The organism is Saccharopolyspora flava (assembly GCF_900116135.1).
Taxonomy (GTDB): Bacteria; Actinomycetota; Actinomycetes; order Mycobacteriales; family Pseudonocardiaceae; genus Saccharopolyspora; species Saccharopolyspora flava.
This window is the reverse complement of the sequence record NZ_FOZX01000004.1, coordinates 433,204-454,627: the sequence shown is the minus strand read 5'-3', so window position 1 is coordinate 454,627 and position 21,424 is coordinate 433,204. Positions and strand designations below refer to the sequence as shown.

20 protein-coding genes are annotated in these 21,424 nt (G+C 70.4%); 7 read left to right on the top strand and 13 right to left on the bottom strand.

Annotation, left to right across the window (positions count from 1 at the left end):
• Positions 1–257: 257 nt before the first annotated feature.
• Positions 258–1,253, top strand: a complete 996-nt coding sequence (locus tag BM424_RS15515) for a polyprenyl synthetase family protein (protein ID WP_245775871.1) — start codon at positions 258–260, stop codon at positions 1,251–1,253.
• Between the two features lie 49 nt (positions 1,254–1,302).
• Here BM424_RS15515 and BM424_RS15510 read toward each other — a convergent pair whose 3' ends face one another.
• The 4 genes from BM424_RS15510 to BM424_RS15495 all read right to left on the bottom strand — a co-directional run bounded on the left by BM424_RS15510 (position 1,303) and on the right by BM424_RS15495 (position 5,330).
• On the bottom strand, positions 1,303–2,565 hold the full coding sequence (locus BM424_RS15510; RefSeq protein ID WP_093418076.1) for a family 43 glycosylhydrolase: 1,263 nt from the start codon (positions 2,563–2,565) through the stop codon (positions 1,303–1,305).
• 169 nt (positions 2,566–2,734) lie between these two features.
• On the bottom strand, positions 2,735–3,877 hold the full coding sequence (locus BM424_RS15505) for a damage-control phosphatase ARMT1 family protein (protein ID WP_217649716.1): 1,143 nt from the start codon (positions 3,875–3,877) through the stop codon (positions 2,735–2,737).
• 407 nt (positions 3,878–4,284) lie between these two features.
• The gene (locus BM424_RS15500) at positions 4,285–4,476 is read right to left on the bottom strand and encodes a DUF397 domain-containing protein (protein WP_093418303.1); all 192 of its coding nucleotides are present in this window, start codon (positions 4,474–4,476) and stop codon (positions 4,285–4,287) included.
• Positions 4,473–5,330, bottom strand: a complete 858-nt coding sequence (locus BM424_RS15495; RefSeq protein ID WP_093418074.1) for a helix-turn-helix domain-containing protein — start codon at positions 5,328–5,330, stop codon at positions 4,473–4,475. Before BM424_RS15495 ends, BM424_RS15500 begins: the two co-directional genes overlap by 4 nt.
• Positions 5,331–5,446: 116 nt before the next feature.
• Here BM424_RS15495 and BM424_RS15490 point away from each other — a divergent pair, with 116 nt between their 5' ends.
• Positions 5,447–5,665 (top strand): HC3 family zinc finger protein, encoded by a 219-nt coding sequence (locus tag BM424_RS15490; protein WP_093418071.1) that lies wholly within the window; start codon positions 5,447–5,449, stop codon positions 5,663–5,665.
• 157 nt (positions 5,666–5,822) lie between these two features.
• Here the strand turns inward: BM424_RS15490 and BM424_RS15485 are convergent, their stop codons facing one another.
• The 7 genes from BM424_RS15485 to BM424_RS15455 all read right to left on the bottom strand — a co-directional run bounded on the left by BM424_RS15485 (position 5,823) and on the right by BM424_RS15455 (position 13,466).
• On the bottom strand, positions 5,823–6,839 hold the full coding sequence (locus BM424_RS15485) for an LLM class flavin-dependent oxidoreductase (protein ID WP_093418069.1): 1,017 nt from the start codon (positions 6,837–6,839) through the stop codon (positions 5,823–5,825).
• Positions 6,832–8,193 carry an MmgE/PrpD family protein gene (locus tag BM424_RS15480; RefSeq protein WP_093418066.1) on the bottom strand — a complete coding sequence of 454 codons (1,362 nt, stop codon included), beginning with the start codon at positions 8,191–8,193 and terminating at the stop codon, positions 6,832–6,834. The genes BM424_RS15485 and BM424_RS15480 overlap by 8 nt, the downstream gene beginning before the upstream one ends.
• A 20-nt stretch (positions 8,194–8,213) precedes the next feature.
• Entirely contained in the window at positions 8,214–9,377 is a 1,164-nt protein-coding gene (locus tag BM424_RS15475; RefSeq protein ID WP_093418063.1) for an acyl-CoA dehydrogenase family protein, read from the bottom strand.
• Between the two features lie 3 nt (positions 9,378–9,380).
• The gene (locus BM424_RS15470; protein WP_093418061.1) at positions 9,381–10,586 is read right to left on the bottom strand and encodes a CaiB/BaiF CoA transferase family protein; all 1,206 of its coding nucleotides are present in this window, start codon (positions 10,584–10,586) and stop codon (positions 9,381–9,383) included.
• Positions 10,583–11,107: a MaoC family dehydratase gene (locus BM424_RS15465; RefSeq protein WP_093418058.1), complete on the bottom strand. Its 525-nt coding sequence runs from the start codon at positions 11,105–11,107 to the stop codon at positions 10,583–10,585. Before BM424_RS15465 ends, BM424_RS15470 begins: the two co-directional genes overlap by 4 nt.
• A 24-nt stretch (positions 11,108–11,131) precedes the next feature.
• Entirely contained in the window at positions 11,132–12,514 is a 1,383-nt protein-coding gene (locus tag BM424_RS15460) for an MFS transporter (protein ID WP_093418056.1), read from the bottom strand.
• A gap of 127 nt (positions 12,515–12,641) precedes the next feature.
• Complete coding sequence (locus BM424_RS15455) at positions 12,642–13,466, bottom strand: HpcH/HpaI aldolase/citrate lyase family protein (RefSeq protein WP_093418053.1); 825 nt, start codon at positions 13,464–13,466, stop codon at positions 12,642–12,644.
• A gap of 118 nt (positions 13,467–13,584) precedes the next feature.
• Between BM424_RS15455 and BM424_RS15450 the strand changes: the two genes are divergently transcribed.
• The 3 genes from BM424_RS15450 to BM424_RS15440 all read left to right on the top strand — a co-directional run bounded on the left by BM424_RS15450 (position 13,585) and on the right by BM424_RS15440 (position 15,995).
• Complete coding sequence (locus BM424_RS15450; protein ID WP_093418051.1) at positions 13,585–14,376, top strand: FadR/GntR family transcriptional regulator; 792 nt, start codon at positions 13,585–13,587, stop codon at positions 14,374–14,376.
• Between the two features lie 154 nt (positions 14,377–14,530).
• Positions 14,531–15,406 (top strand): crotonase/enoyl-CoA hydratase family protein, encoded by an 876-nt coding sequence (locus tag BM424_RS15445; protein ID WP_093418048.1) that lies wholly within the window; start codon positions 14,531–14,533, stop codon positions 15,404–15,406.
• 100 nt (positions 15,407–15,506) lie between these two features.
• Entirely contained in the window at positions 15,507–15,995 is a 489-nt protein-coding gene (locus tag BM424_RS15440) for a GtrA family protein (protein WP_093418046.1), read from the top strand.
• On the opposite strand, the gene BM424_RS15435 is transcribed toward BM424_RS15440, so the two are convergent.
• Positions 15,985–17,289 carry an MFS transporter gene (locus BM424_RS15435; RefSeq protein WP_093418043.1) on the bottom strand — a complete coding sequence of 435 codons (1,305 nt, stop codon included), beginning with the start codon at positions 17,287–17,289 and terminating at the stop codon, positions 15,985–15,987. The genes BM424_RS15440 and BM424_RS15435 overlap by 11 nt on opposite strands.
• Before the next feature lie 72 nt (positions 17,290–17,361).
• Positions 17,362–18,366 carry a hypothetical protein gene (locus tag BM424_RS15430; RefSeq protein WP_217649715.1) on the bottom strand — a complete coding sequence of 335 codons (1,005 nt, stop codon included), beginning with the start codon at positions 18,364–18,366 and terminating at the stop codon, positions 17,362–17,364.
• A 112-nt stretch (positions 18,367–18,478) separates the two neighbouring features.
• On the opposite strand from BM424_RS15430, the gene BM424_RS15425 reads away from it, so the two are divergent.
• Both BM424_RS15425 and BM424_RS15420 read left to right on the top strand, forming a co-directional pair.
• A complete protein-coding gene (locus BM424_RS15425) occupies positions 18,479–19,771 on the top strand; it encodes an MFS transporter (protein ID WP_245775870.1) in 1,293 nt (430 codons plus the stop codon).
• A complete protein-coding gene (locus tag BM424_RS15420) occupies positions 19,768–21,405 on the top strand; it encodes an AMP-binding protein (protein WP_093418038.1) in 1,638 nt (545 codons plus the stop codon). Before BM424_RS15425 ends, BM424_RS15420 begins: the two co-directional genes overlap by 4 nt.
• Positions 21,406–21,424 lie beyond the last annotated feature (19 nt).

Genomic DNA, 21,424 nt, shown 5'->3' with positions numbered 1-21,424 from the left:
TGATTGTTCGACCCCGAGTCGGTTCCGGGTTCTTCAGGGTCACCCCTGAGATTTACCCGGTGATGGCGGGGATTCGTTGACAGCGCACGAGATTCCGAATCAAGATCTCCAACAGGCTTCTCGCCTGGGGGAACTACGCGAACTCGCCCCGCCCGATTTCGGGCGGGCACCGCGCACGCGCGCTTTCGACGAACGGAGATCGGCCTGTGCTCACCATTCACCACCCGCCCGTGAACGAGGGGACGTCACGGATTCCGTTGCGCGACAAGCGATGTGATCCGGGTGAGGGCCGATTCACCCCGGAACTCGTCGAAGCGCTCCGCCGGGAGTTGGACGAGCGGTGGTCCGCCGCGGCCGACCGCACCGAGCAGATGGCCGGGCACGCGCTGCTGGCCCCGGGCAAGATGCTGCGGCCGGTCCTGCTGCTGACCTCGGCGGAGGCCACCGGCGCGGACAGCGCCCCGCTGCTGCCCGCCGCGCTGGCGGTCGAGTACCTGCACGTGGCGACGCTGGTGCACGACGACATCATCGACGACGACGAGCTGCGCCGGGGCCGCCCGACCGTGCACGCCCGCTACGGCACGCCCAATGCGCTGGTCACCGGCGACTACCTGATCCTGACGATGGTCACCGCGCTCTCCGAGTGCCCGGCTTCGCCCGCCGCCGTGCTGGAGGCCGCGCGGGTGCTGGCCGGGGCGGGCGCCGACGTGTGCCGGGGCCAGGTGCGGGAGTCGGCGATGGCGGGCGATCCGACCCGCCCGGTCGCCGACTACCTGGAGATGGCGGCGCTCAAGACCGGCGCGCTGTTCCGGGGAGCCTGCCGCGCCGGGGCGATCCTGGCCGGCGCCTCGCCCGAGCACACCGACGCGGTGACCCGCTACGCCGAGCACCTCGGGCTGGGTTTCCAGATCTACGACGACCTGCTGCCCTACCTGGGCGAGCACACCGGCAAGCCCGCCACCAGCGACGTCGCCAACCTCCGCCCGACGCACCCGGTGCTGGTGGGCTACGACCGCGCGGACAGCACCGGCAAGGCCCGCTTCACCGAGGCGCTGTCCGGCACTCTCCCGGCACCCGAGGCGCACCGGCTGATGCGCGAGCTGCTGGAGACGACCGGCGCGCTGGAGCTCAGCCGTTCCCGCGCAACCGAGGAGATCACCGCAGCCCGCGACAGCCTCGCGGGATTACCCGGGACCGAGGCGGTCGAACGGATGCGGACGATCGCCGACCTGTCCGTCGACCGGAGCAGGTGAGCCCGAACCGTCCTGGTCCCGCTCGGACCAGGACGGTTCGGGCCCGCGCTCACGCCCGGCGCTGCACGTACACCCGATTCCCGGTCGGGCCGGTCCACTCCATGCGCACGATGCCGGCCACGGCGGCGTTCTCCTTGCGGCCGGGCGTGCTCCAGTACCCGGCGGCGGGATTGCGGAAGAACGTCGCCCACAACGCCCCGTCGGCGTCGACGAACAGGTTGTTGTGCCCGGCGCCGATCCCCGCGGTCCAGCGCTTCGAGTACGGGCCCTCGAACCGGTCGGCGACCGCGATCACCGCGTCGTACTGGAACTTGGTGCCGTCGGGGGTGTAGGCCTGCCGCCCGTTCGGCCCCTTCATGTTCCACACGGACTGCACGAGCCAGTACTTGCCCTGGTACTTGGTCACGTACGCGCCCTCGATGTAGGGCTCGGGATCGTAGCGCTGCTGCTGGAACAGGGGCAGGTTCGTCTTGGGGACGATGTCCTCCATGTCGTCCTGGAACTCGGCGTAGAGATCGTTGTGCAGCACCAGCCACGCCCTGTCGCCTTCGGTGTAGAGGCCGCCGTCGATGTGGTAGTACCGCTCGGGATCCACACCGTCGGGAGCTCCGGGGTTGAGGTCGCCGAAGGGCTTCTCCAGGTTCCCGGTCACCACCCGGTACGGCCCGGCCAGGCCGCCTTCGCTGCGCAGCATGAACGACCCGACCTTCCGCGACGAGTCACCCATGCACGCCACGATGAACCAGGTCCCCCGGAAGTGGTGGACCTCCGGCGCCCACGCGGCACCGCCCTTGTTCTCGCCCTCGCCCCAGTAGGTCTGCCACGGGGCGACGACGGTCCGGCCGGGTTCGTTCTCGGTGACGAACTCCGGCGACCACACCTTGCCCTTCTCGGCATCGGGACGAATCCCCGTGGTGTCCACCAACTTCCAAGGACCGTCGAGGGACGCGGCGGTCCACACGAAGATCCCGTCGTTGTAGGCGTTCGCCGCCTCCGCGCCGTCGGGACGGGTGGTCCCGGTGGCGACGTAGACGGACTCGCCGTCGACGACGAAGTGGTTGACGTAGGTGTCGCGGATCCACACCCGGCCCAGTTCCTCGTCGCGCGGCCGCAGTTCGAGGTCGAGGACCCGCGAGTTGTCGTCCCGCATCTTCAGGTCGTCGCGCTGGTCGGCGGTCCCGTAGGGCTCCAACTCCGGCCAGTTCGGCGGGTAGTCCTGCGCCGACGCGATCCCGGGCAGGACGGTCGCCGCCCCCAGCGCCCCGACGCCTCCGATCAACGCCGAACGGCGGTTCACCTGCGCATCGAACATGGTTGTCTCCCCAGTTCTCCGATGTCGCGATCGACGTTCCCCCATCGACCGCGAGATCGACGCTACCGCGATCTCGGCGCAGCGGAACGGGATTCCGCCATCCGAGGCAGGATCGCTTCGCGGCGGGAGATCCCGAGGTTGCCCGGAGGTGACCGGCGGCACACCGGGATCAGCGGGTTTGGACCAGGGCGTGGGATCCCCGGGTGCGCCAGGCCTCGCCTTCGGCGTCGAGCGCCGAAACGGTGTCGGCGTCGAGGCCGACGACGACCTCGGACTTGAGGACCCGCAGCGCGGCCACCGGACCCGGGAAGTGCGCCACCGCGTCGGCGAACGGGCGGGTCGCGGGCCAGTGGCGGTCGCCGACGAGCCTGCGGTAGTTGAGGTCGCCCTTGAAGATCGTGACCGAGGCCGCGGCGAACTCGGCGCGCAGGTCGCCGGGCATCTCGGCGTACTCCTTCGGCGCGCAGAAGAACGGGTGCGAGCGCACCGCGATCCGCCCTTCCCGCAACGAGTCCTGGACGCGGCGCCCGATCTCGCCTGCTTCGCCGGGGAGGCCGGTGAGGTGGTGCAGGACTTCGAGCACGTCGGTGGGCGTCGCGTCGGAGACGTAGTAGGGCGTCGGCTTGACGTGCAGCACGATGCGCTCGGCCCGGCCGGTGGTCAGCAGCCGGTCGACGAGCACCAGGTCGGCGGCGAGCTCGCCGGCGGCGTTGTCGGCGACCAGGTGCACCTCGCCGGGCTCGCCGAACAGCGCCCAGAACTCCTCGGGTGAGCCGGTGACCAGGCCCGATGTGGTGCCGCTGGCGTCGGTGGACAGCTGGAACGCCAGGTCTGCCTGGTTGCCCCACACGGCTGCCCGCACCGCGGCGGCGTCGCGTTCGGCGTCGTCGAGCCGCGGCAGCGCGTCGAGGGCCTTGAGCGTGTCGGCGGTGGCGGCGTTGTGCAGCTCGGCCCGCTTCATCGGCGCGAACGGGTCGACGCCGCGCCACGGTCCGGAGGAGAAGAACCCGGTCGCGGCGAGGAGCTTCCGGAAGAAGTAGCTCTCGGCGAACAGGAACGAGGTCTGCGACCAGGGCTTTCCGATCTCGTCGGCGATCCAGGCGTGCCACACGTCGTGATCCGGAGCGTCGTCGTCCAGCGGCGTGACGACTCCGCGCGTGGACTCCTCCAGCAGCGCGGCCAGGCCGTCGCGCACGTCGGGCCCGAACGGGTGGGCCGCGCACAGCCGCTCGATCATCACCGGGTGCCGCTCGTGGAACACCCGCCACCCGAACGAGCCCGGTTCCTCGACGGTGATCAACGGCGCGTCCACGATTCCTCCTCGGTTCACCCCACGTGCGGCCCCACCGATTCGACCACCTCGATCCGGAACCGCCGCATCGACGGCGCCCACGGCGTCGGCCCCGCGGTCCGTGCCGGGCACGACGTGCAGGTCGCACGGCACCCCGGCCTCACGCAGCCGCCGAGCGTAGCCGAGGTCCTCATCGCGGAACAGATCGAGGCCGCCGACCCCGAGTCACCCCGGTGGCGACTCGCCCAGAGCGCCGCGCGGCGCACGTTGCCATCGGCCGTTGACAGGGGACAGTTTTAGCCATAATCACCCATGATCAATGTCCGAAATGTCGGGACAATTATGGCTAAAACTGTCCCCCTCCAGAGACGACCACCCCACTGAACGCGGAAAAGGGCGGGGTGAGGACCCGAGTCGTCGATGTGGTTCTAGTCCGCGAAGCGGTTGAGCTTGAGCGCGCGCACGAACGCACTCCACTGGGAGGGAGTCGCCGTGACGAAGCCGCCTGCCGGGTGCTTCGAGTCGCGCACTGCGGTGTGGCCGGATAATCGGGCGACCTCGACGCATTCGCCGTTCGGGCCGCTGTAGCTGGACTTGCGCCAGTTCCGCACTTCGTTCACCACTGGGCCTCCGTGCTGCACGCGATCTCTTCGATGAGCTCTGAGGTGGCTTCAGGGCTCATGGCAACTCTGCCGATCAGGTCGACCGCGTGTCCATACTCGTGAACATCGTCTGTGTCGACGACGAAGGCTCCCGAGCTGAAGTGCTCGAAGTGCACCGCTGAGGGCGCGTCCGGGAACTCGTAGAGGACGAAGGGACCCAGCACCCCGGGGTGCCAGCCCACGCCGGGCCGCACGAGCTGGACCGTCACGTTGTCCCGTTGCATCAGCTCGCGGATGTTGCGGAGCTGATCAACCATCACCTCGCTCGACCCGATTCGGTCCCGCAGCGCGTTCTCGCCCAGCAGCACGTGCAGGTCGAGGGGTCTCTTGCGCGTGATCACCTCCCGGCGAGCGATGCGCACCATGGTTCGCGCCTCGATCTCGTTGGGTGGCAAACCGGCTGCTCTCATCAGCGCCCGCGCGTAGTCGGTCGTCTGGAGCAGCCCTGGGATGAGCATGGGCGCCCACTGGTAGATCGCCGAGGCGGCGCGTTCGCATTCGACTGCGCCTGCGAGTTGTTGGGGGATGCCGGGCATGCCGACGGTGAGCCAGTTGGGTTCTCCGGCGTGCTTGGCCAGGTCGACGATCCGCCTCTTCTCCGCTCCCGTGACCCCGGCTGCGGTGAGGAGGGAGGCGACGTCTTCCGGGGTGGGCACTCTGCGGCCGGTTTCCCAGTGGGAGATCGTGCCGTGGCTCATGCCGAGGCGTTTGCTGAGCTCGCGGCCGCTGATCCCGCATTCCTCGCGGATCGTGCGGATCGCGGCGGCCAGGGCGCGGGCTCTCGGCGTCATCGTGTTGGCGTCTACAGGCACGAGACGAAACGTAGACCCTCTGAACTGGTATATCCATCGCTCGATCAGGTACTTGATCGATGACTAGTAGACGTCGATTCTGATGTGGACAGTCGCAGATCACCCTGGGGGAAGCGATGTATCCGTTTCATTGGGTTCCGTCGGCATCGGCACGCCACGCGAGCGAAGACCCGCGCCCGGAGGGCACTTTCGTCTACCCGACGGGCACCGAGGTGTCGACGCTGTGCGGCCTGACCGAGCAGAGCGCCGACAACTCCGAACTCGCCTGGTTCTGGCCCACCTGCGAAACCTGCTACGAGAAGGCCCGAAAGATAGCCGACTCGCTCACCACCTAGCCCGATCCCCCGCCGCCGTCGGGGTGACGGAATACCGGAGTATTCCGTCGCCCGATTACTCCGGTATTCCGTGACCGGATTACTCCCGTAATCCGTCGCCCGATTACGGCGGTTTTCCGTCGCCGGAATACCGGAGTAATCGGTCACCCCGGGCCCGTCAGGACGAGCGGAGGGCGGGGGCGACCTCGGTGGCGAGGCGGTGGAGCGAGGCGAGGGCATCGTCGATCGGCATTCCCGCCCAGTCGGTGCGGAGGATGAAGTGGTTGACTCCCAAGGAGTCTCGCCACGGCAGCAGCGCGTCGACGCAGTCCTGCGGGGAGCCGACGATGAACCGGTCGTCGGCGAGTTCGGCGTAGTCGCTGCGGAACGACTCCCGGTCCGGCATCACCTTGTCCTGGCCCCAGTCGGCGTACACCTCGTACTTGCGGGCCAGGTGCGGCCGGGCGAGTTCCAGCGCGCGATCCCTCGTGGGGGCGCAGTAGATCTCGCGCATGAGCGGCAGTTCGCGGACCGGTTCGCGGCCCGCGGCGGCGCGTTCGGCGTGGAAGAGGTCGAGCTGCCTGCGGACGGTGGCCGTGGTGGCGTGCGGGTTGATCATCCAGGTGTCGCCGAGCCGGGCCGCGCGACGCACTGCGCCGTCGGAGTTGGCCGCCATCCACACCGGGGGTGTGCGGTGCGGCAGCGAGGTGGAGCGGACGCCGTCGAGCCGGCACCACGGGTTGTCGGCGTGGACGGGCTCGCCGCTCCACAGCTCCTGGACGATGCGCAGGTTCTCGGTGAACCGCTTGACCTTCTGCTCGGGTGGCACCCCGAACGCCGCGTACTCGACCTCCCGGTAGCCCAGGCCCACGCCGAACACCGAGCGCCCGCCGGTGACGGCGTCGAGGCTCGCGAAGTTCTCGGCGGTGTCGACCGGGTTGTGCAGCGCGAGCAGGTGGATCCCGGTGCCGATGCGCATCTCCCCCGCCTCGGCCGCCAGCCGGGCCAGCCACGGCAGCGGCTGGATGTGGGAGAACGACTCGGGCAGGTGGTGCTGCCCGGCGAACACCGAGTCCAGCCCGCCGTCCCGGGCGGCCCGGACGAGGCGGAGCTGTTCGCCCAACGCCTCGACCGGATCGCGCCCTGCGGGCTGCTGGTGGGTCAGGAAGACCCCGACCTGGACCTCTTCAGCCACGGCAGGCCTCCGCGAAGTCGGCCGCCGGGGTGTCGTCGCCGAGCGAGAGGACGGCGTCGAGCACCTTCTCGGCGGTGGCGGCCGAGGCCGCGGTGCCGATGGTGTCGTGGAACTTCGCGACGATCTCGTCGTTGCTCAGCGGGCGCTCGTCGTGGCCGCGGTTGACCTGCTCGCGGTGCCGCAGCACCCGCCCGTCGGCCAGCTCGATCTCGACGTAGCCGGAATAGGCTGCGGGGAAAGCGCTTTCGTCGTCATCGACGACGGTCACCTTGCCCGCCAGATCCAGGATCCCCCGGTCCCGCAGCGCGTCGTCCTCCAGCTCGGTGAGCGTGAAGCGCCCGCGCCGCAGGGCGGCGGCGACCACGAACGGGAGGCTGAACTTCGCGTCGTACTCGTCGCGCGGAGCCCACTTGGCCTCCAGCGGTTCGCACACGACCTTGCCCGGCACCGGGTGGATCGCGCACCGCACGCTGCTGATCTCGGTGTCGCCGATCTCGGGGCGCAGGATGAGCGCGGCGTCGGCGAAGGCGTGGATGAAGTGGCAGATCGGGTAGGGCTTGACGGCGGTGCGCATCAGCTCCCACGTCTCGCCCCAGCCCTCGACCACGGCCTCCGGACGCGTCTCGCGCCCGGTCAGGTGCGTGTTGTAGAGCCCGAAGCGGCCTTCGTAGACCTCGTTCGGCCCGGTCCAGCCGGCCTTCGCGAAGCCGGCGGCGGTCAGGCCCGACATGGCCGCCCAGCCCGGGTGCAGCCGCTTGGTCCAGGCGCCGTCGGCGAGGAATTCCAGCAGCCCGGAGCTCATCGACCCCACGATGCCCTGGGCGGTGGCGAGCCCGTCGGCGTCGAGTCCGGTGATCTTGCCCGCCGCCACCGACGCCCCGAAGGCGCCCGCGACGGCCGTGGGGTGGAACCCGACGTCGTGGAACCCGCCCGCGCCGCCGACGCCGACCCGCGCCGAGACCTCCACGCCGAGCACGTAGGCCAGCAGCAGGTCCCGGGTGGTGGCGCCCTGGGCCACCGCCGCCGCCAGCGCCGCGGGCAGCGCGGCGGCCGAGACGTGGGTGACCGCCGGGATGTGGGTGTCGTCGAAGTCCATGCCGTGGATGAGCACGCCGTTGAGCACCGCGGCGTCGCGCGCCGGGAGCCGGTCAGGCATGGCCAGCACCGGCTGGTCACCGCCGCCGAACGAGCTCAGCGCGTGCCGCGCGACCGCCGCGAACGGGTAGCGGGTGGAGGCGAAGGCGAGCCCGACCGCGTCGAGCACGAGGTGCCGGGCGCGCAGCAGCACGTCGTCCGGGACGTCGGAGAGCGTGGCCTTGGCGGCGAAGTCGGCCACCTGGCGGGACAGAGTCATCGTCGATCCTCCTGTTCGCGTCACCGCAGCGTCGCCTTGCCCGCGAGCAGCGCCTTGGCGACCACGCCGCGCAGCACGTCGTTGGTGCCCTCGCCGATCGACATCAGCGGGGCGTCCCGGTACAGCCGCTCGACCTCGAACTCCGTGGAGTAACCGTAGCCGCCGTGGATGCGCATGGCGTCGGTCGCGCAGGCCAGGGCCTGCTCGGAGGCGAAGATCTTGGCCATGCCGGACTCGGTGTCCATCCGCACGCCGTCGTCCATCCGGGAGGCCGCCCAGTAGGTCATCAGCCGCGCCGACTGGAGCCGCACGGCGATCTCGGCCACCCGCAGCTGCACGGCCTGGAAGTCGCCGATGGGCTGGCCGAACGCGGTGCGGTCGCGGGCGTAGCCGAGGGCTTCCTCGTAGGCGCGCTGGGCGATGCCGACGCTGCGCGCGGCGATGTTGATCCGCCCGGTCTCCAGCGACGACAGCGCCTGCTGCATGCCGCGTCCCTCGACGCCGCCGAGCAGCTGGGAGGCGGGAACCCGCACATCGGTGAGCACGACCTCGCAGGACTCGGTGCCCTTGTAGCCGAGCTTGCCGATGTCGCGGGTGACCTCCAGCCCGGGCGTGTCGGCGTCGACGAGCAGGATGCTCATGCCGCGGTGGGCGGGGCTGGCGGTGGGATCGGTCTTGACCAGTACCGGCAGCGGGTCGGCGTGCCGGGCGTTGGTGATCCACATCTTGGTGCCGTTGATGACGTAGTCGTCGCCGTCGCGGCGGGCGGTGGTGAGGATGCCCTGCAGGTCGGTGCCCGCGCCGGGTTCGGTGAGGGCGATGCCGGTGCGGCGCTGCCCGGTGGCCAGTTCCGGCAGGTACTTGGCCTTCTGCTCCTCGGTGCCGTGGCGGGCGAGCATGAAGCACGACACCGAGTGGCTGCCGAGGATGCCGGCGATGCCCATCCAGCCGCGGGAGATCTCCTCGAAGGCCAGCGCGAACGACACCGTGTCGGCGCCGAGACCGCCGTACTCCTCGGGGACGGCGAGGCCGAACAGGCCCAGCTGCTTCATCCCCTCCACGATCTCGGTCGGGTACCGGCCGGAGGCCTCCCAGTCGCGGGCCACCGGCACGATCTCGCGGTCGACGAAGTCGCGCAGCGTGTCGCGGAACAGCCGTTGTTCGTCGTTGAGCGTGAAGTCCATTGCTCAGCCCTTCCCCAGCACGCCGGCGTCGCGCAGCTCGGCGATCGCCTCGTCGGTGTATCCCAGGTCCCGCAGGACGCGGTCGGTGTCGGCGCCCATCGCGGGCGCAGGTCGGGTCGGCACCCGGTCGGCACCGGGCGGGCCGACGCGCACGGCGCTGCGGAGGGTCCGCACGGTGCCGAACGCGGGGTGCTCGGTGCTGGCGATGAGGTCGCGCTCGACGGTGTGCGGTTCGGTCATGGCGGCGGCGACGTCGTTGATCGGCGCGCACGGGATCGACGCCGCGTACAGCGGTTCCAGCCACTCGGCGACGGTGCGGGTGCGCAGGATTCCCTCCAGCTCCGGGAGGAGTTCGGCGCGGTTGCGGTCGCGGTCGGCGAAGGTCGTGAACCGCTCGTCGGAAGCGAGGTCCGGCCTGCCGATGACCTCGGTGAGCCGATGCCAGAACTTCTCCTTGGCGCAGCCGATGACCAGCCACCCGTCGGCGGCCTCGAAGGCCTGGAACGGCACCAGCGACGGGTGCGCCGACTGCCGCGTCCGGGCGGGCTCGTAGCCGGCGGTGAGGTGCCAGGTGCCGGGGTAGGTGAGCAGGCTGATCGCGGTGTCGTAGAGCGACAGGTCGCAGTCGGTGCCGACGCCGTCGCGGCGGGCGGCGTGGATGCCCGACAGCAGCGAGATCGCCGCCACGTACCCGCCGCAGTAGTCCACTAGGGACAGTCCCGTTTTCTGCGGCGCGCCACCGGGTTCGCCGGTCAGCGACATCCACCCGCCGAGGGCCTGCAGCACGTAGTCGTAGCCGGGTTCCCTGGAACGCGGCCCGGTCATGCCGAAGCCGGTCAGCGAGCAGCAGACGATGCGCGGGTTGATGTCCTTGAGGTCGTCGTAGCGGATGCGCAGCTTCTCCGGCACGTCACCGCGCAGGTTCGAGTACACCGCGTCGGCCTCGCGCACCAGGTCCTCGAAGACCTTCCGGCCCTCGTCGGTGCGGATGTCGAGGGTGACCGAGGACTTGTCGCGGTTGAACGACTGGAAGAACAGCGAGTCGCCGTCGGCGGCGTACGGCGGCACGGTGCGCCCCACGTCGCCGTCGACCGACGGGTCCTCGATCTTGATGATCTGCGCGCCCAGCTCGGCCAGGTGCATCGATCCGAACGGGCCCGCGCCGTACTGCTCCAGCGAGACGATCCGCACGTCCTCCAGGGGCCTCATGACTCCTCCAGGCTCAGCGGCTCGGCGGCCTGCGGGAACAGCGTCCCGGCCCCGCCCGCTTCCTTCTTGTGCACGTAGAAGGTGCGCTTGAACGACAGGACCTCGACGGCGTCCTGGTTGAGGGTGCGGGTCTTGACGGTGACGATGCCGGCCTTCGGCCGCGACCCGGACTCGCGCTTGGACAGCACGATCGACTCCGACCACAGGGTGTCGCCGGAGAAGACCGGCGCGGTGAGCTTGAGCTCGTCGAGACCGAGGTTGGCGAAGGCGTTCTGGGTCAGGTCGGTGACCGACTGCCCGATCGCGATGGAGATCGTCAGCGGCGAGACCACCAGCATCTTCCCGAATTCCGAGTCCGCACCGACCTGGGCGTTGAAGTGCGCCTGGTTGGTGTTCATGGTCAGCAGCGTGAACCACGTGTTGTCGGTGTCGGTGATGGTGCGGCCCAGCGGGTGCTGGTAGATGTCGCCGACTTCGAAGTCCTCGAAGAATCGGCCCTGCCAGCCGGGTTTGACGGACATGCGTTGCACACTCCTTCGTCGCGCTCAGGCGCGTTCGATCTCTTCCAGTCGGCGGTTGGTGGTGCGCTCGCCGAACAGCAGCATCACCAGTCCCATCGCCAGGGCGGCGAGGGCGAGGTAGACGTAGACGGCGGGCAGCCCGAAGCCGGAGTACAGGCCCGCGACCAGGAATCCGCCGACGACACCGGCCAGCCGCCCGGAGCCGTTGGCGATGCCGGAACCGAGGCCGCGCAGGTGCAGCGGGAAGACCTCGGCGATGTAGGTGTAGAGCGTGGCCACACCGGTCTGCATGAGCATCGCGGCGCCGAATCCGCAGATCAGGATGGCGGCCGAGTGCGGGATCAGGCCGAACAGCAGCAGCAGGACGGCGACCGCGACCTCCAGGCCGAAGATGACGGTCTTGCGCTCGAAGCGGTCGATGATCGGCATCGCCAGCAGGGCGCCGGGCACCGCGGCGATCGCCAGGATCGACGAGAACGTGAGGCTCTGGGCGGTGGTGTAGCCGCGCTCGACCAGCAGCGTGGGCACCCACGAGCTGAAGCCGTAGAACGACAGGATCAGGAACACGCAGCCCAGCGCGGCGACGATCGTCTTGCGCAGGGTGGCGCCGCGCAGCAGTTCGCCGACCTTGCCCGCCACGACGGGCTTTTCGGCCACCGGTTCCGGCAGCGGCTGTCCGGTGCGCTGCTCGGCCTGCGCCTCCAGCTTCGCGACCAGCTCCTCCTCGCCACCGGTGAGGCCGTGGGCGGCGCGCCAGCGCACCGACTCCGGCAGCACCTTCAGCGCGATGACACCGGCGATGGCGCCCAGCGCGCCGAGCACGAAGATCCAGCGCCAGCCGCCTTCGCCCAGCGGCACCAGCAGCCGGGCGGCCCAGGCCGCGATCGGGACTCCGGCCAGGCCGATGGCCAGCAGCAGCGCCTGCCAGCGGCCGCGGTGGGCGCGCGGGAACATCTCGCTGACCCACACCAGCAGCACGCCGGTCATGGCCTGCAGGCCGAATCCGGTGAGCACGCGCAGGACCCCGAGCGACCACGGTCCGACGGCGAAGGCGCTGAGCAGGGAGAACAGCGAGTAGAAGAACACGGCGCCGATGAGCACCGGGCGTCGTCCGATGCGGTCGGAGAGCCGGCCGCCGACGATGGCGCCGACGAACATGCCGACGAACCCGGCGGAGGTGATCGCACCGACCGCGCCGATCGACAGTCCCCACTCGGCGCGCAGGGCGGGGGCGGCGAAGGCGAAGGAGTTGAGGTCGACGAGGTCGAAGACGAACAGCGAGCCCAGCAGCCAGGCCCAGCGGTGGTGCTGCCTGGTGACGACGGGGATGCGGTCGAGGCGGGCGGTGAGGTCGGCGGTGGTCGGCGGAGCCGCTCCGGTGCCGGGGTCGGATGGACGAGACGCCATTGTCGTGCTCCCTCCGGCGCGCTGCGCTGCGCGCCCCTCGGGCCCCGCGCCGGTGGTGCGCGGGGCGACCGGGTGGTCCCGGCCACACCGGGGACACTAATCATCAGACATTTAGAACCGCAAGAGTTCAGCCGAGAAATTCGGACTCGCCGGCGCGCAGCAGGATCGCCCGCGCCCGCAGCTCCACCGGGCGGTCGATGAGCTTGCCGTCGAGCACCGCCACTCCCCCGGAACCCGCCGCGACCAGCACTTTCCTCGCCCAGTCGAGCTCGTCGGCGGTGGGCGCGAAGGCGCGCGAGACCGGCTCGACCTGCGCCGGGTGGATGCACAGCTTGGCGGTACAACCCAGCGAGAGCGCGTGCGCGGAGTCGGCCAGCAGCAGCTCCTCGTCGCGCACCGCGGTGGTGACGCCGTCGATCGGCGCGCCCGCCCCGGCCACCCGGGCGGCCAGCACCAGGGCCGAGCGGGCGTGGCGCAAGGCCTCGTTGTCGGCCGGGTCCACGCCGAGCTCGGCGGCCAGGTCCACGCTGCCGAACGCCGGCCGGACCACCCCGGGCACCGCGCACACCTCGGCGGCCCGGTGGATGCCGACGGCGGTCTCGATCAGCGGGATGATCTGCGGTTCCGGCCCCATCGCGGCGGCCAGCGCGGCGACCTCCGCGGGGTCCTGGGCCTTGGGCAGCATCACCGGAACGCCGGGCACCGCGGCGACGTCCTCGGCGTACCACGGGGTCGACGGCGGGTTGACGCGCACGATCACGTTGGGCGGGGCGGTGCTCAGCCAGTCCGACACGGCGCGCCGGGCGTCCTGTTTGGACTCCGGCGCGACCGCGTCCTCCAGGTCCAGGACGACGAAGTCCGCGCCGGTGTCCACGGCCTTCGCGAAGCGGTCGGGACGGTCACCGGGGACGAACAGCACGCTGCGGGCACCGATCAGGGAACGTTCACTCATACGTCAGACTTTTGCACAACAATCCCGCTCGGGACAGTGTTGTGGGGATACGATGCAATGGCAGGCAGGGTCGCGACGCGGTCGCGGCGCCACGAGGAGCACTCCGGAGCGTGAACAGATGAGCCCGAACCCGGACCGTCGGGGCACCGCCACCTCGCCGGAGGAGACGCCCAAGGCCGCGCCGCGCGCGAACCTGCGGGTGCAGAAGGTGCGGCCCGCCTACCGGCAGGTCGCCGACGAGCTCCGCTCCCAGATCATGCGGGGCAGCCTGGAACCCGGGTCCCGGCTGCCGTCGGAGTCCGAGCTGACCGGCATGTTCGGCGTCAGCCGTTCCACCGTCCGCGAGGCGCTGCGCGCCCTGGCCAGCCAGCACCTCATCGAGACCCGGCGCGGCGTGCAGGGCGGATCGTTCGTCGCCGCGCCCGAACCCACCCGGCTCGTCGACGACCTCGGCGGCATGCTCGGCGTCCTGGTCACCACCCCGCAGATGGGCATCGGCGATCTCCTCGAAGCGCGCCTGCTGCTGGAGCCGGCCGCGGCCCGGCTGGCCGCCCAGCGCGCCGACGACGACACCGTGGAGGCGCTGCGCGCGGCGGCCGAAGCCCCGCGCGATTCCCGCGATCCCAGCGGTTTCGTCACGCACATGGACTTCCACACCATGATCCTCATGGCCACCGGGAACCTGATGCTGACCATGATGGGCCAGCCGGTCAGCGACGTGCTGCGCACCCGCCTCGACCGCGCCTCGGTCGCCCCGGAGCAGTGGGACCAGGTCGACTCCTGCCACATCGCGATCACCGATCACATCGCCCGCGGCGAGGCCGCCGAGGCCGAGGAGCGGATGCGCGACCACCTCCTCGACCTCAAGAACCTCTACACCGAGACCTGGCGCACCCGCCCGGAGGAGTGACCTCACGCCGCGACGTTCGTTACCAGTGGGCAGTTTTAGCCATTACTGTCCAGACAAAACGGACATCAACCTGGGGCGGTTGTGGCTAAAACTGCCCCGGCGATCCTGGACGTTGATGGCCGGACCCAACCCTGCGCAGCACGAGGAGTCGAGTGTGGAACCGAGCACGATCCGGCACGAGGTCATCGACGGGGTTCTCGTCGTCACGCTGAACCGCCCCGACCAGCTCAACGCCTTCACCCCCACGATGGCCGACGAGCTGGAACGGACGTTCGTGCAGGTCAACGACGACGACTCGATCCGCGCGGTGGTCGTCACCGGCGAGGGGCGCGCGTTCTGCGCCGGGATGGACCTCAGCAGCGAGGGCAACGTCTTCGGGCTCGACGAGTCGAAGTCGCCGACGCTGGCCGACATGGACGACCTCGACGACCCCGAGCTGAGCCGCGTCCGCGACACCGGCGGCCGGGTCACCCTGGCCATCCACGACTGCCGCAAGCCCGTCATCGCCGCCATCAACGGCGCCGCCGTCGGCATCGGGGCGACGATGACGCTGGCGATGGACGCCCGGCTGGTGTCGACCAAGGCCCGGTTCGGGCTGGTCTTCGGGCGGCTCGGGATCGTGCCCGAGGCCGCCTCGACGTGGTTCCTGCCGCGCATCGTCGGCATGCCCCGGGCCCTGGACCTCGCCTACCGCGCCGACATCCTCGACTCCGCCGCGACCGCCGAGATGGGCCTGGCCAACTCCGTCCACGAGCCCGACGAGCTGATGCAGGAGGCCCTGCGGCTCGCCGACGCCTGGACGAAGGGCAAGTCCCCGGTGGCCACCGCTCTGACCAGGCAGATGATGCGGCGCAACAGCGCCTACGACCACCCCCGCGAGGCGCACCGGATCGACTCGCTGGCGATGTTCCACACCAGCATCGGCGACGGCAAGGAAGGCGTCGCCGCCTTCACCGAGAAGCGAGACGCCGAGTTCCAGGGCCGAGCCTCGCAGCTGCCCACCTTCTACGACGAGTGGATGCAGCGCTGATCGAACGTTCCCAGGTTCTTCCCAGCTCGTTCACCACGAGCACCCGCACTTCCCGCCTACCTTGGTGAGCGCAGTCGGGGAAGGCGTGGGAAGGCGGATCATGGGTGGCCTCACCAGGCGGCTCGCGGAGCTCTCGGGGGAGCTCCGCGGCCACGTCGTCGGCCAGGCCGCACTGTTCACGGGGATCGGCGCGGCCACCACGCTGGGCAACGCGGCGCTGTACGTGCTGCTGCGCGGCACGTTCAGCGCCGGGTTCGCCAACGTGCTCTCGGTGCTGATCACCACGATCGCCAGCACCCTGGCGCACCGCCGCTGGGTGTTCGCCGGTCGCGACGAGCACCCGATGCGGATGCATCTGCAGACGCTGGCGACGTTCGGCTTCTACTGCGCCTCGAACCAGGTCGCCCTCTGGATGCTGGGCCTGGCCGTCACCGACCCGTCCAGCACCGCGGAGGCCACCGCCGTCACGGCGATGGCCCTCCTCGGCGGCACCACCAGATTCCTCGCGATGCGCCTCTGGGTCTTCACCCGCCGCCGGTCCGCGGTGCGGGCGCCCGGTCGTGCCGAGGCGCGGGTCGTCACGCGGTGAGGTCGGTGCCGCGGGGTTCGCGGACCGCGGTGGCCGCGAGCAGCGAGATGACGCTGAGCACCATGATGTACGCGCCGACGGAGTAGGCGCTGCCGGTGGCCTGGGTGAGGGCTTCGGCGATGGTCGGCGCGAACGCCCCGCCGAGGATGGCGCCGAAGGCGTAGCCGATGGACACACCCGAGTAGCGGACCTTGGCCGGGAACATCTCCGCGTACATCGCCGACATCGGGCCGTAGGACAGGCCGATGCCGAACGACAGCACCACGATGGCCAGCGCGAACATCACGCCGGAGCCGGTCTCCATCATCAGGAACATCGGCAGCATCCACACGAACACCGCCGCATAGCCGATCTGGAAGGTGCGCACCCGCCCGATCCGGTCGGACAGCGACCCCGCGTAGACGGTGAACACCAGCCAGCCGACGGCGCCGACGATCGTCGCCAGCAGCACCGTCGGCCGCAACAGCCCGAGGGTCTTGCCGTAGCTGAGGAAGTAGGCGATGACCAGGTAGCCGGCCGCGTTGTTGGCGACGAAGATCAGCGCCGAGAGCACCACGTTGCGGGTGTTGCTGCGGAACAGCTCGCTCAGCGGCGCCGAGGAGTGAGCCTTGCGCTCCAGCATCTCCCGGAACACCGGGCTCTCCTCGACCATCCGGCGCACCAGGTAGCCGAACACGATGAGCGCGACCGACAGCAGGAACGGGATGCGCCAGCCCCAGGCGTTGAACTGCTCCTCGGTGGTCGACGAGCTGATCACCCACAGCACACCGGTCGCCAGGATCAGCCCCAGCGGCACCCCGGTCTGCGGGTAGGAGCCGAAGTAGCCGCGCTTGTCGCGCGGGGCGTGCTCGACGGCCATCAGCGCCGCGCCACCCCACTCGCCGCCCGCGGAGAAGCCCTGCACGACGCGCAGCACGATCAGCAGGACGGGCGCGGCGACCCCGATCTGGGCGTAGGTCGGCAGCAGTCCGATGAGGGCGGTGGCCGAGCCCATCATGATCAGCGTCATCACCAGCATGGCCTTGCGCCCGAGGCGGTCGCCGAACCGCCCGGCGATCACCGCGCCCAGCGGCCGGAACAGGAAGCTGATCCCGATGGTGGCCAGCGACAGCAGGCTGGCCAGGCCGGGCGCCTCCTGGCTCAGCGGCCCGAAGAAGTGCGGCGCGAACACCAGGCTCGCGGCCTGCGCGTAGATGAAGAAGTCGTACCACTCGATGGTCGTGCCCACGAGCGTGCTGGCGAGCAGCCGCTTCTCGTCCCGGGAGCGCGCGACGCGGGGCGGGGAGTCCGACATGGCTGAACCTCGTTGTTCCGTCGTCGAAGTGTCGGATGTCTGTCTAGCCGGGACAACGCGCCAGGTCGAGACCTAACCGCGCACGTTTCCGACGAATTCTCGCCGCCGCCGGCGCACCACGCGCAGCACCACCCAGGTCAGCAGCGCCAGCACGGCCACCACGAGGTATTCGATGAGCGGGATGCGGACGATCTCGTTCAGGCCGAGCAGCGACCGCCCGGCGGAGTACACCGCGACCGCGGCGGCGAGGTAGAGCCCGGCCAGCACCCAGCGGACGGTCCGGGACAGCCCCAGGCCGTGCATCTGGGTGATGACGAAGACGCCGAGAAAGCCGAACAGGAACATCGGCCACATGCCGTCCGGCCCGGAGTTCATCACCGCCACCAGCGTCCCGTGCACGGCCACGAGCAGTTCGAGGGTCAGCGTCCACCAGCGGTCGGTGTGCGCGCGGGTGAAGAACAGGCTGCCCTGCACCAGCAGCAGGAACATGTAGGCGAAGCCGATGAGGTGCCCGCTGGTGGTCTCCATCGGGTGGTACCAGAAGGTGTAGATCGCGGCCCAGCTGAACAGGTACCCGTGGTACTCGCGGAAGAAGCGGGTGATCTCCGCTGAGATCGGCGCCGGACGGCCGAAGAACATCCCGCGACGGCGGTTCTCCATGATCAGCACGACGATGAGCAGCAGGATCACCGAGCCCTGCGAGGAGAAGATCGAAACGTCCTGCGCGAGACCGTCGTAGAACACCTGCGTCTGCACCTCGTGCAGCACGATGAACCCGAGGTGGGCGATCAGCGCGACCACGTTCACCGGGTGCAGGCCGCCGGTGTAGCGGCGCACGTGCCGTTGCGCGTAGTAGATCAGCCCCCACCCGACCAGCTGGTGCGCCGCGTACCCGGTCCAGGCCGAAGCCCTGGTCCAGAAGGTCGGTTCGGGCAGCTTCCAGTAGTACCAGGACGCACCTTGATCGGGTGCTAACCGCACGTCGCCGAGCCAGAGGCCACCGGCCCACACGGCGGCGGTGAGCACCAGGCTCGCCACCACGCCCGCACCGAGCACCACCCGCGAGTTGTTCACCACGCGCACCATCCTCCCGCACGCGGGCCGGTTTCGGTTCGATCGTCCGTTCTTGACCTGGTGTGATCCTGGACGTAGCTTGCCTAGCAAGCGCTTGGTTCGGGAGGTGTTGGTGGTGGTCGCTACCGGGGTGGTGGATCGGCGTCAGGTGCGGAAGGTCGCCCTGTCCGGGCTGCTGGGGACCGTGATCGAGTACTACGACTTCCTGCTGTACTCGACGATGGCGGCGCTGGTGTTCGGGACGCTGTACTTCCCCGGGTCGAACCCGGCCGTGTCGACGATCGCGGCGTTCGGGACGCTCGCCGCCGGGTACGTGGCGCGACCGCTGGGCGGGTTGCTGTTCGGGCACTTCGGCGACCGGATCGGGCGCAAGTCGGCGCTGGTGACGAGCATGGTGCTGATGGGCGTCGCCAGCGTGCTCATCGGCGTGCTGCCCACCTACTCCTCGATCGGGCTGACCGCCCCGGTGCTGCTCGTGCTGCTGCGGTGCGTGCAGGGCATCGCCGTCGGCGGCGAGTACGGCGGGGCCGCGCTGATGGTCATCGAGCACGCCGAGGCGGGCCGTCGCGGCACGTGGGCGGGGATCATGCAGGCGGGGTCGCCGCTGGGCTCGCTGCTGTCCAACGGGGCGGTGGCGCTGGTGACGCTGCTGCCGCACGAGGACTTCGTGTCCTGGGGCTGGCGGGTGCCGTTCCTGGCCAGCGCGGTGCTGCTGCTGATCGGGCTGTACGTGCGGTTGAGCGTGGTGGAGAGCCCGCTGTTCCGCGAGGCGCTGGCCAAAGCCGGTGAGCGGGAGCAGGTTCCGCTGCTGCGGGTGCTGCGGCGGCCGAAGGCAGTGCTGCTGGCGTGCGCGGCGGGCATCGGGCCGTTCGCGATGACCGCGCTGATCGGCTCGCACAGCGTCGCCTACGCCAAGGGGCTCGGCTACGCCCTGCCGGACATCATGCGGGCACACCTGCTGATCAGCCTGACCGGGTTGATCGGGATCCCGCTGTTCTCCGCGCTGTCGGACCGCATCGGGCGCCGGCGGGTACTGCTGATCGGGGCGGCGGGCGCGGTGCTGTTCGCGTTCCCGATGTACGCGCTGCTGGGGATGCGGACGGTGCCGGCGATGATCGCGGCGCTGGTGATCGCGCAGGTCTTCCAGAACCTCATGTACGCGCCGCTGGCACCGATGCTCTCGGAGATGTTCGGCACCCGCGTCCGCTACACCGGGGTGTCGCTGGGCTACCAGATGGCGAGCCTGCTCGGCGCCGGGTTCACGCCGATGATCGCCGCCGCCCTGGTGGCCGGAACCGGCGGGTCGAGCCTGCCGCTGAGCGGGATCATCGTTGCGGCCGTGGGGGTTTCGATCGGCGCGGTGCTGCTGATCTCCGAGACCCGGGGCCGGGACCTGGGCGAATCATGAGCTCCTTCGCCGAGATCGTGCTCGCGCGGGCCCGCGACGAGCGGGTCGGGCTGCGCTTCGGCGACCGGTCGTGGACGTGGGCGCAGGTGGTCGCCGAAGGCGCGAGCCGGGCCGGTGTGCTGCGTCGGCTCGGGGTGCGGCACGTCGGGGTGCTGCTGGAGAACGTGCCGGACTACGTGTTCTGGATCGTGGCCGCCGCGCTGGAGGGCGCGGTGATCGTCGGGATCAACCCGACCCGGCGCGGTGCCGGTCTCGCCCGCGACATCCGGCACACCGACTGCGATCTCATCGTCACCGAGGACCGGCTGATCGGTCTGCTCGACGTCGGCCACGGGGTGCCGGTGCTCAACGTCGACGACGGGCTGGACCTGCGCGCGGAGGCACTGCCGTCACAACCGTCCGAGGCGGAGCGGACGTTGCTGCTGCTGTTCAGCTCGGGTTCCACCGGGGCGCCGAAGGCCGTGATCTGCTCGAACGGCCGCCTCGGGGCGCTGGCGGAGTCGCTGGCCGCGCGCACCGAGCTGGCCCGGGACTCGGTGTCGTACCTGTGCATGCCGTTGTTCCACGGGAACTCGGCGATGATGAACCTCGCGCCCGCGATGCACGTGGGGTCGACGGTGGTGCTGGCGCGGAAGTTCTCCGCCTCGGGCTTCGCCCGCGACGTCCACCGCTACGGCGTCACGTTCGTCAACTACGTGGGCCGCACCCTTTCCTACGTCCTCGCCCGGCCCGAAGGGCCGCAGGACCGGACCAGCACGTTGCGGCTCGCCGTGGGCACCGAGGCCTCGCCGGTGGAGGCGGAGCGGTTCGCCGAGCGGTTCGGCTGCCGGGTGTCGGAGGGCTACGGGATGAGCGAGGGCGTCCTGCGGATCAACCGGACTCCCGCCACTCCCCCGGATTCGCTGGGGCTGCCGGTCGGCGGCGCCGACGTGCGGGTGCTGCGGGAGGACGACGGAACCGAGTGCCCACCGGCGGAGTTCGACGAGCAGGGGCGGCTGGTCAACGCCGAGGAAGCGGTCGGGCAGATCGTGGCGATCGGCGGCGCGGCGGCGTTCGAGGGCTACTACAACAACCCGGAAGCCCAGGCCGAACGCGTGCGCGGCGAGGACTTCTGGACCGGCGACCTCGCCTATCGCGACGCCGACGGGTTCTTCTACTTCGCCGGGCGCACCGCCGACCGGCTGCGCGTCGACGGCGAGAACTTCGCCGCGGCCTCGGTCGAGCGCATCCTCCAGCGCTGGGACCCGGTCGAGGCCGTCGCGGTCTACCCGGTCCCGGACCCCACGACCGGAGACCAGGTCATGGCCGCCCTCCAGCTCCGCACCGACTTCGACCCGGACGCCTTCGCGGCCTTCCTCGCCGAACAGCCCGACCTCGGCACCAAGTGGCTCCCCCGCTTCGTCCGCATCACCCCGGAGCTCCCCACCACAGCCAGCAACAAGACGGCCAAAACCCCACTCCGCCAAGCAGCCTGGAGAACCGAAGACCCCGTCTACTTCCGCCGGGGCCCGACCCCGAGCTACCGCCGCTTCACCCCGGAACGCCGCGAGGCGTGGGAGCGGGGCTTCGCCGCGGCCGGGCGCACGGGTGCGGCGCCTCGGGGTGAGGCCGGGGACAGTTTTAGCCATAATTGACCCATGATCATGTCCGTTA

Excerpts from the sequence above, each read along its gene's own strand:
- BM424_RS15510 (WP_093418076.1), bottom strand. The coding sequence starts at position 2,565 with ATGTTCGATGCGCAGGTGAACCGCCGTTCGGCGTTGATCGGAGGCGTC.
- BM424_RS15490 (WP_093418071.1), top strand. The coding sequence starts at position 5,447 with ATGTATCCGTTTCATTGGGTTCCGTCGGCATCGGCACGCCACGCGAGC.
- BM424_RS15480 (WP_093418066.1), bottom strand. The coding sequence starts at position 8,193 with ATGACTCTGTCCCGCCAGGTGGCCGACTTCGCCGCCAAGGCCACGCTC.
- BM424_RS15475 (WP_093418063.1), bottom strand. The coding sequence starts at position 9,377 with ATGGACTTCACGCTCAACGACGAACAACGGCTGTTCCGCGACACGCTG.
- BM424_RS15470 (WP_093418061.1), bottom strand. The coding sequence starts at position 10,586 with ATGAGGCCCCTGGAGGACGTGCGGATCGTCTCGCTGGAGCAGTACGGC.
- BM424_RS15465 (WP_093418058.1), bottom strand. The coding sequence starts at position 11,107 with ATGTCCGTCAAACCCGGCTGGCAGGGCCGATTCTTCGAGGACTTCGAA.
- BM424_RS15460 (WP_093418056.1), bottom strand. The coding sequence starts at position 12,514 with ATGGCGTCTCGTCCATCCGACCCCGGCACCGGAGCGGCTCCGCCGACC.
- BM424_RS15455 (WP_093418053.1), bottom strand. The coding sequence starts at position 13,466 with ATGAGTGAACGTTCCCTGATCGGTGCCCGCAGCGTGCTGTTCGTCCCC.
- BM424_RS15450 (WP_093418051.1), top strand. The coding sequence starts at position 13,585 with ATGAGCCCGAACCCGGACCGTCGGGGCACCGCCACCTCGCCGGAGGAG.
- BM424_RS15440 (WP_093418046.1), top strand. The coding sequence starts at position 15,507 with ATGGGTGGCCTCACCAGGCGGCTCGCGGAGCTCTCGGGGGAGCTCCGC.
- BM424_RS15435 (WP_093418043.1), bottom strand. The coding sequence starts at position 17,289 with ATGTCGGACTCCCCGCCCCGCGTCGCGCGCTCCCGGGACGAGAAGCGG.
- BM424_RS15420 (WP_093418038.1), top strand. The coding sequence starts at position 19,768 with ATGAGCTCCTTCGCCGAGATCGTGCTCGCGCGGGCCCGCGACGAGCGG.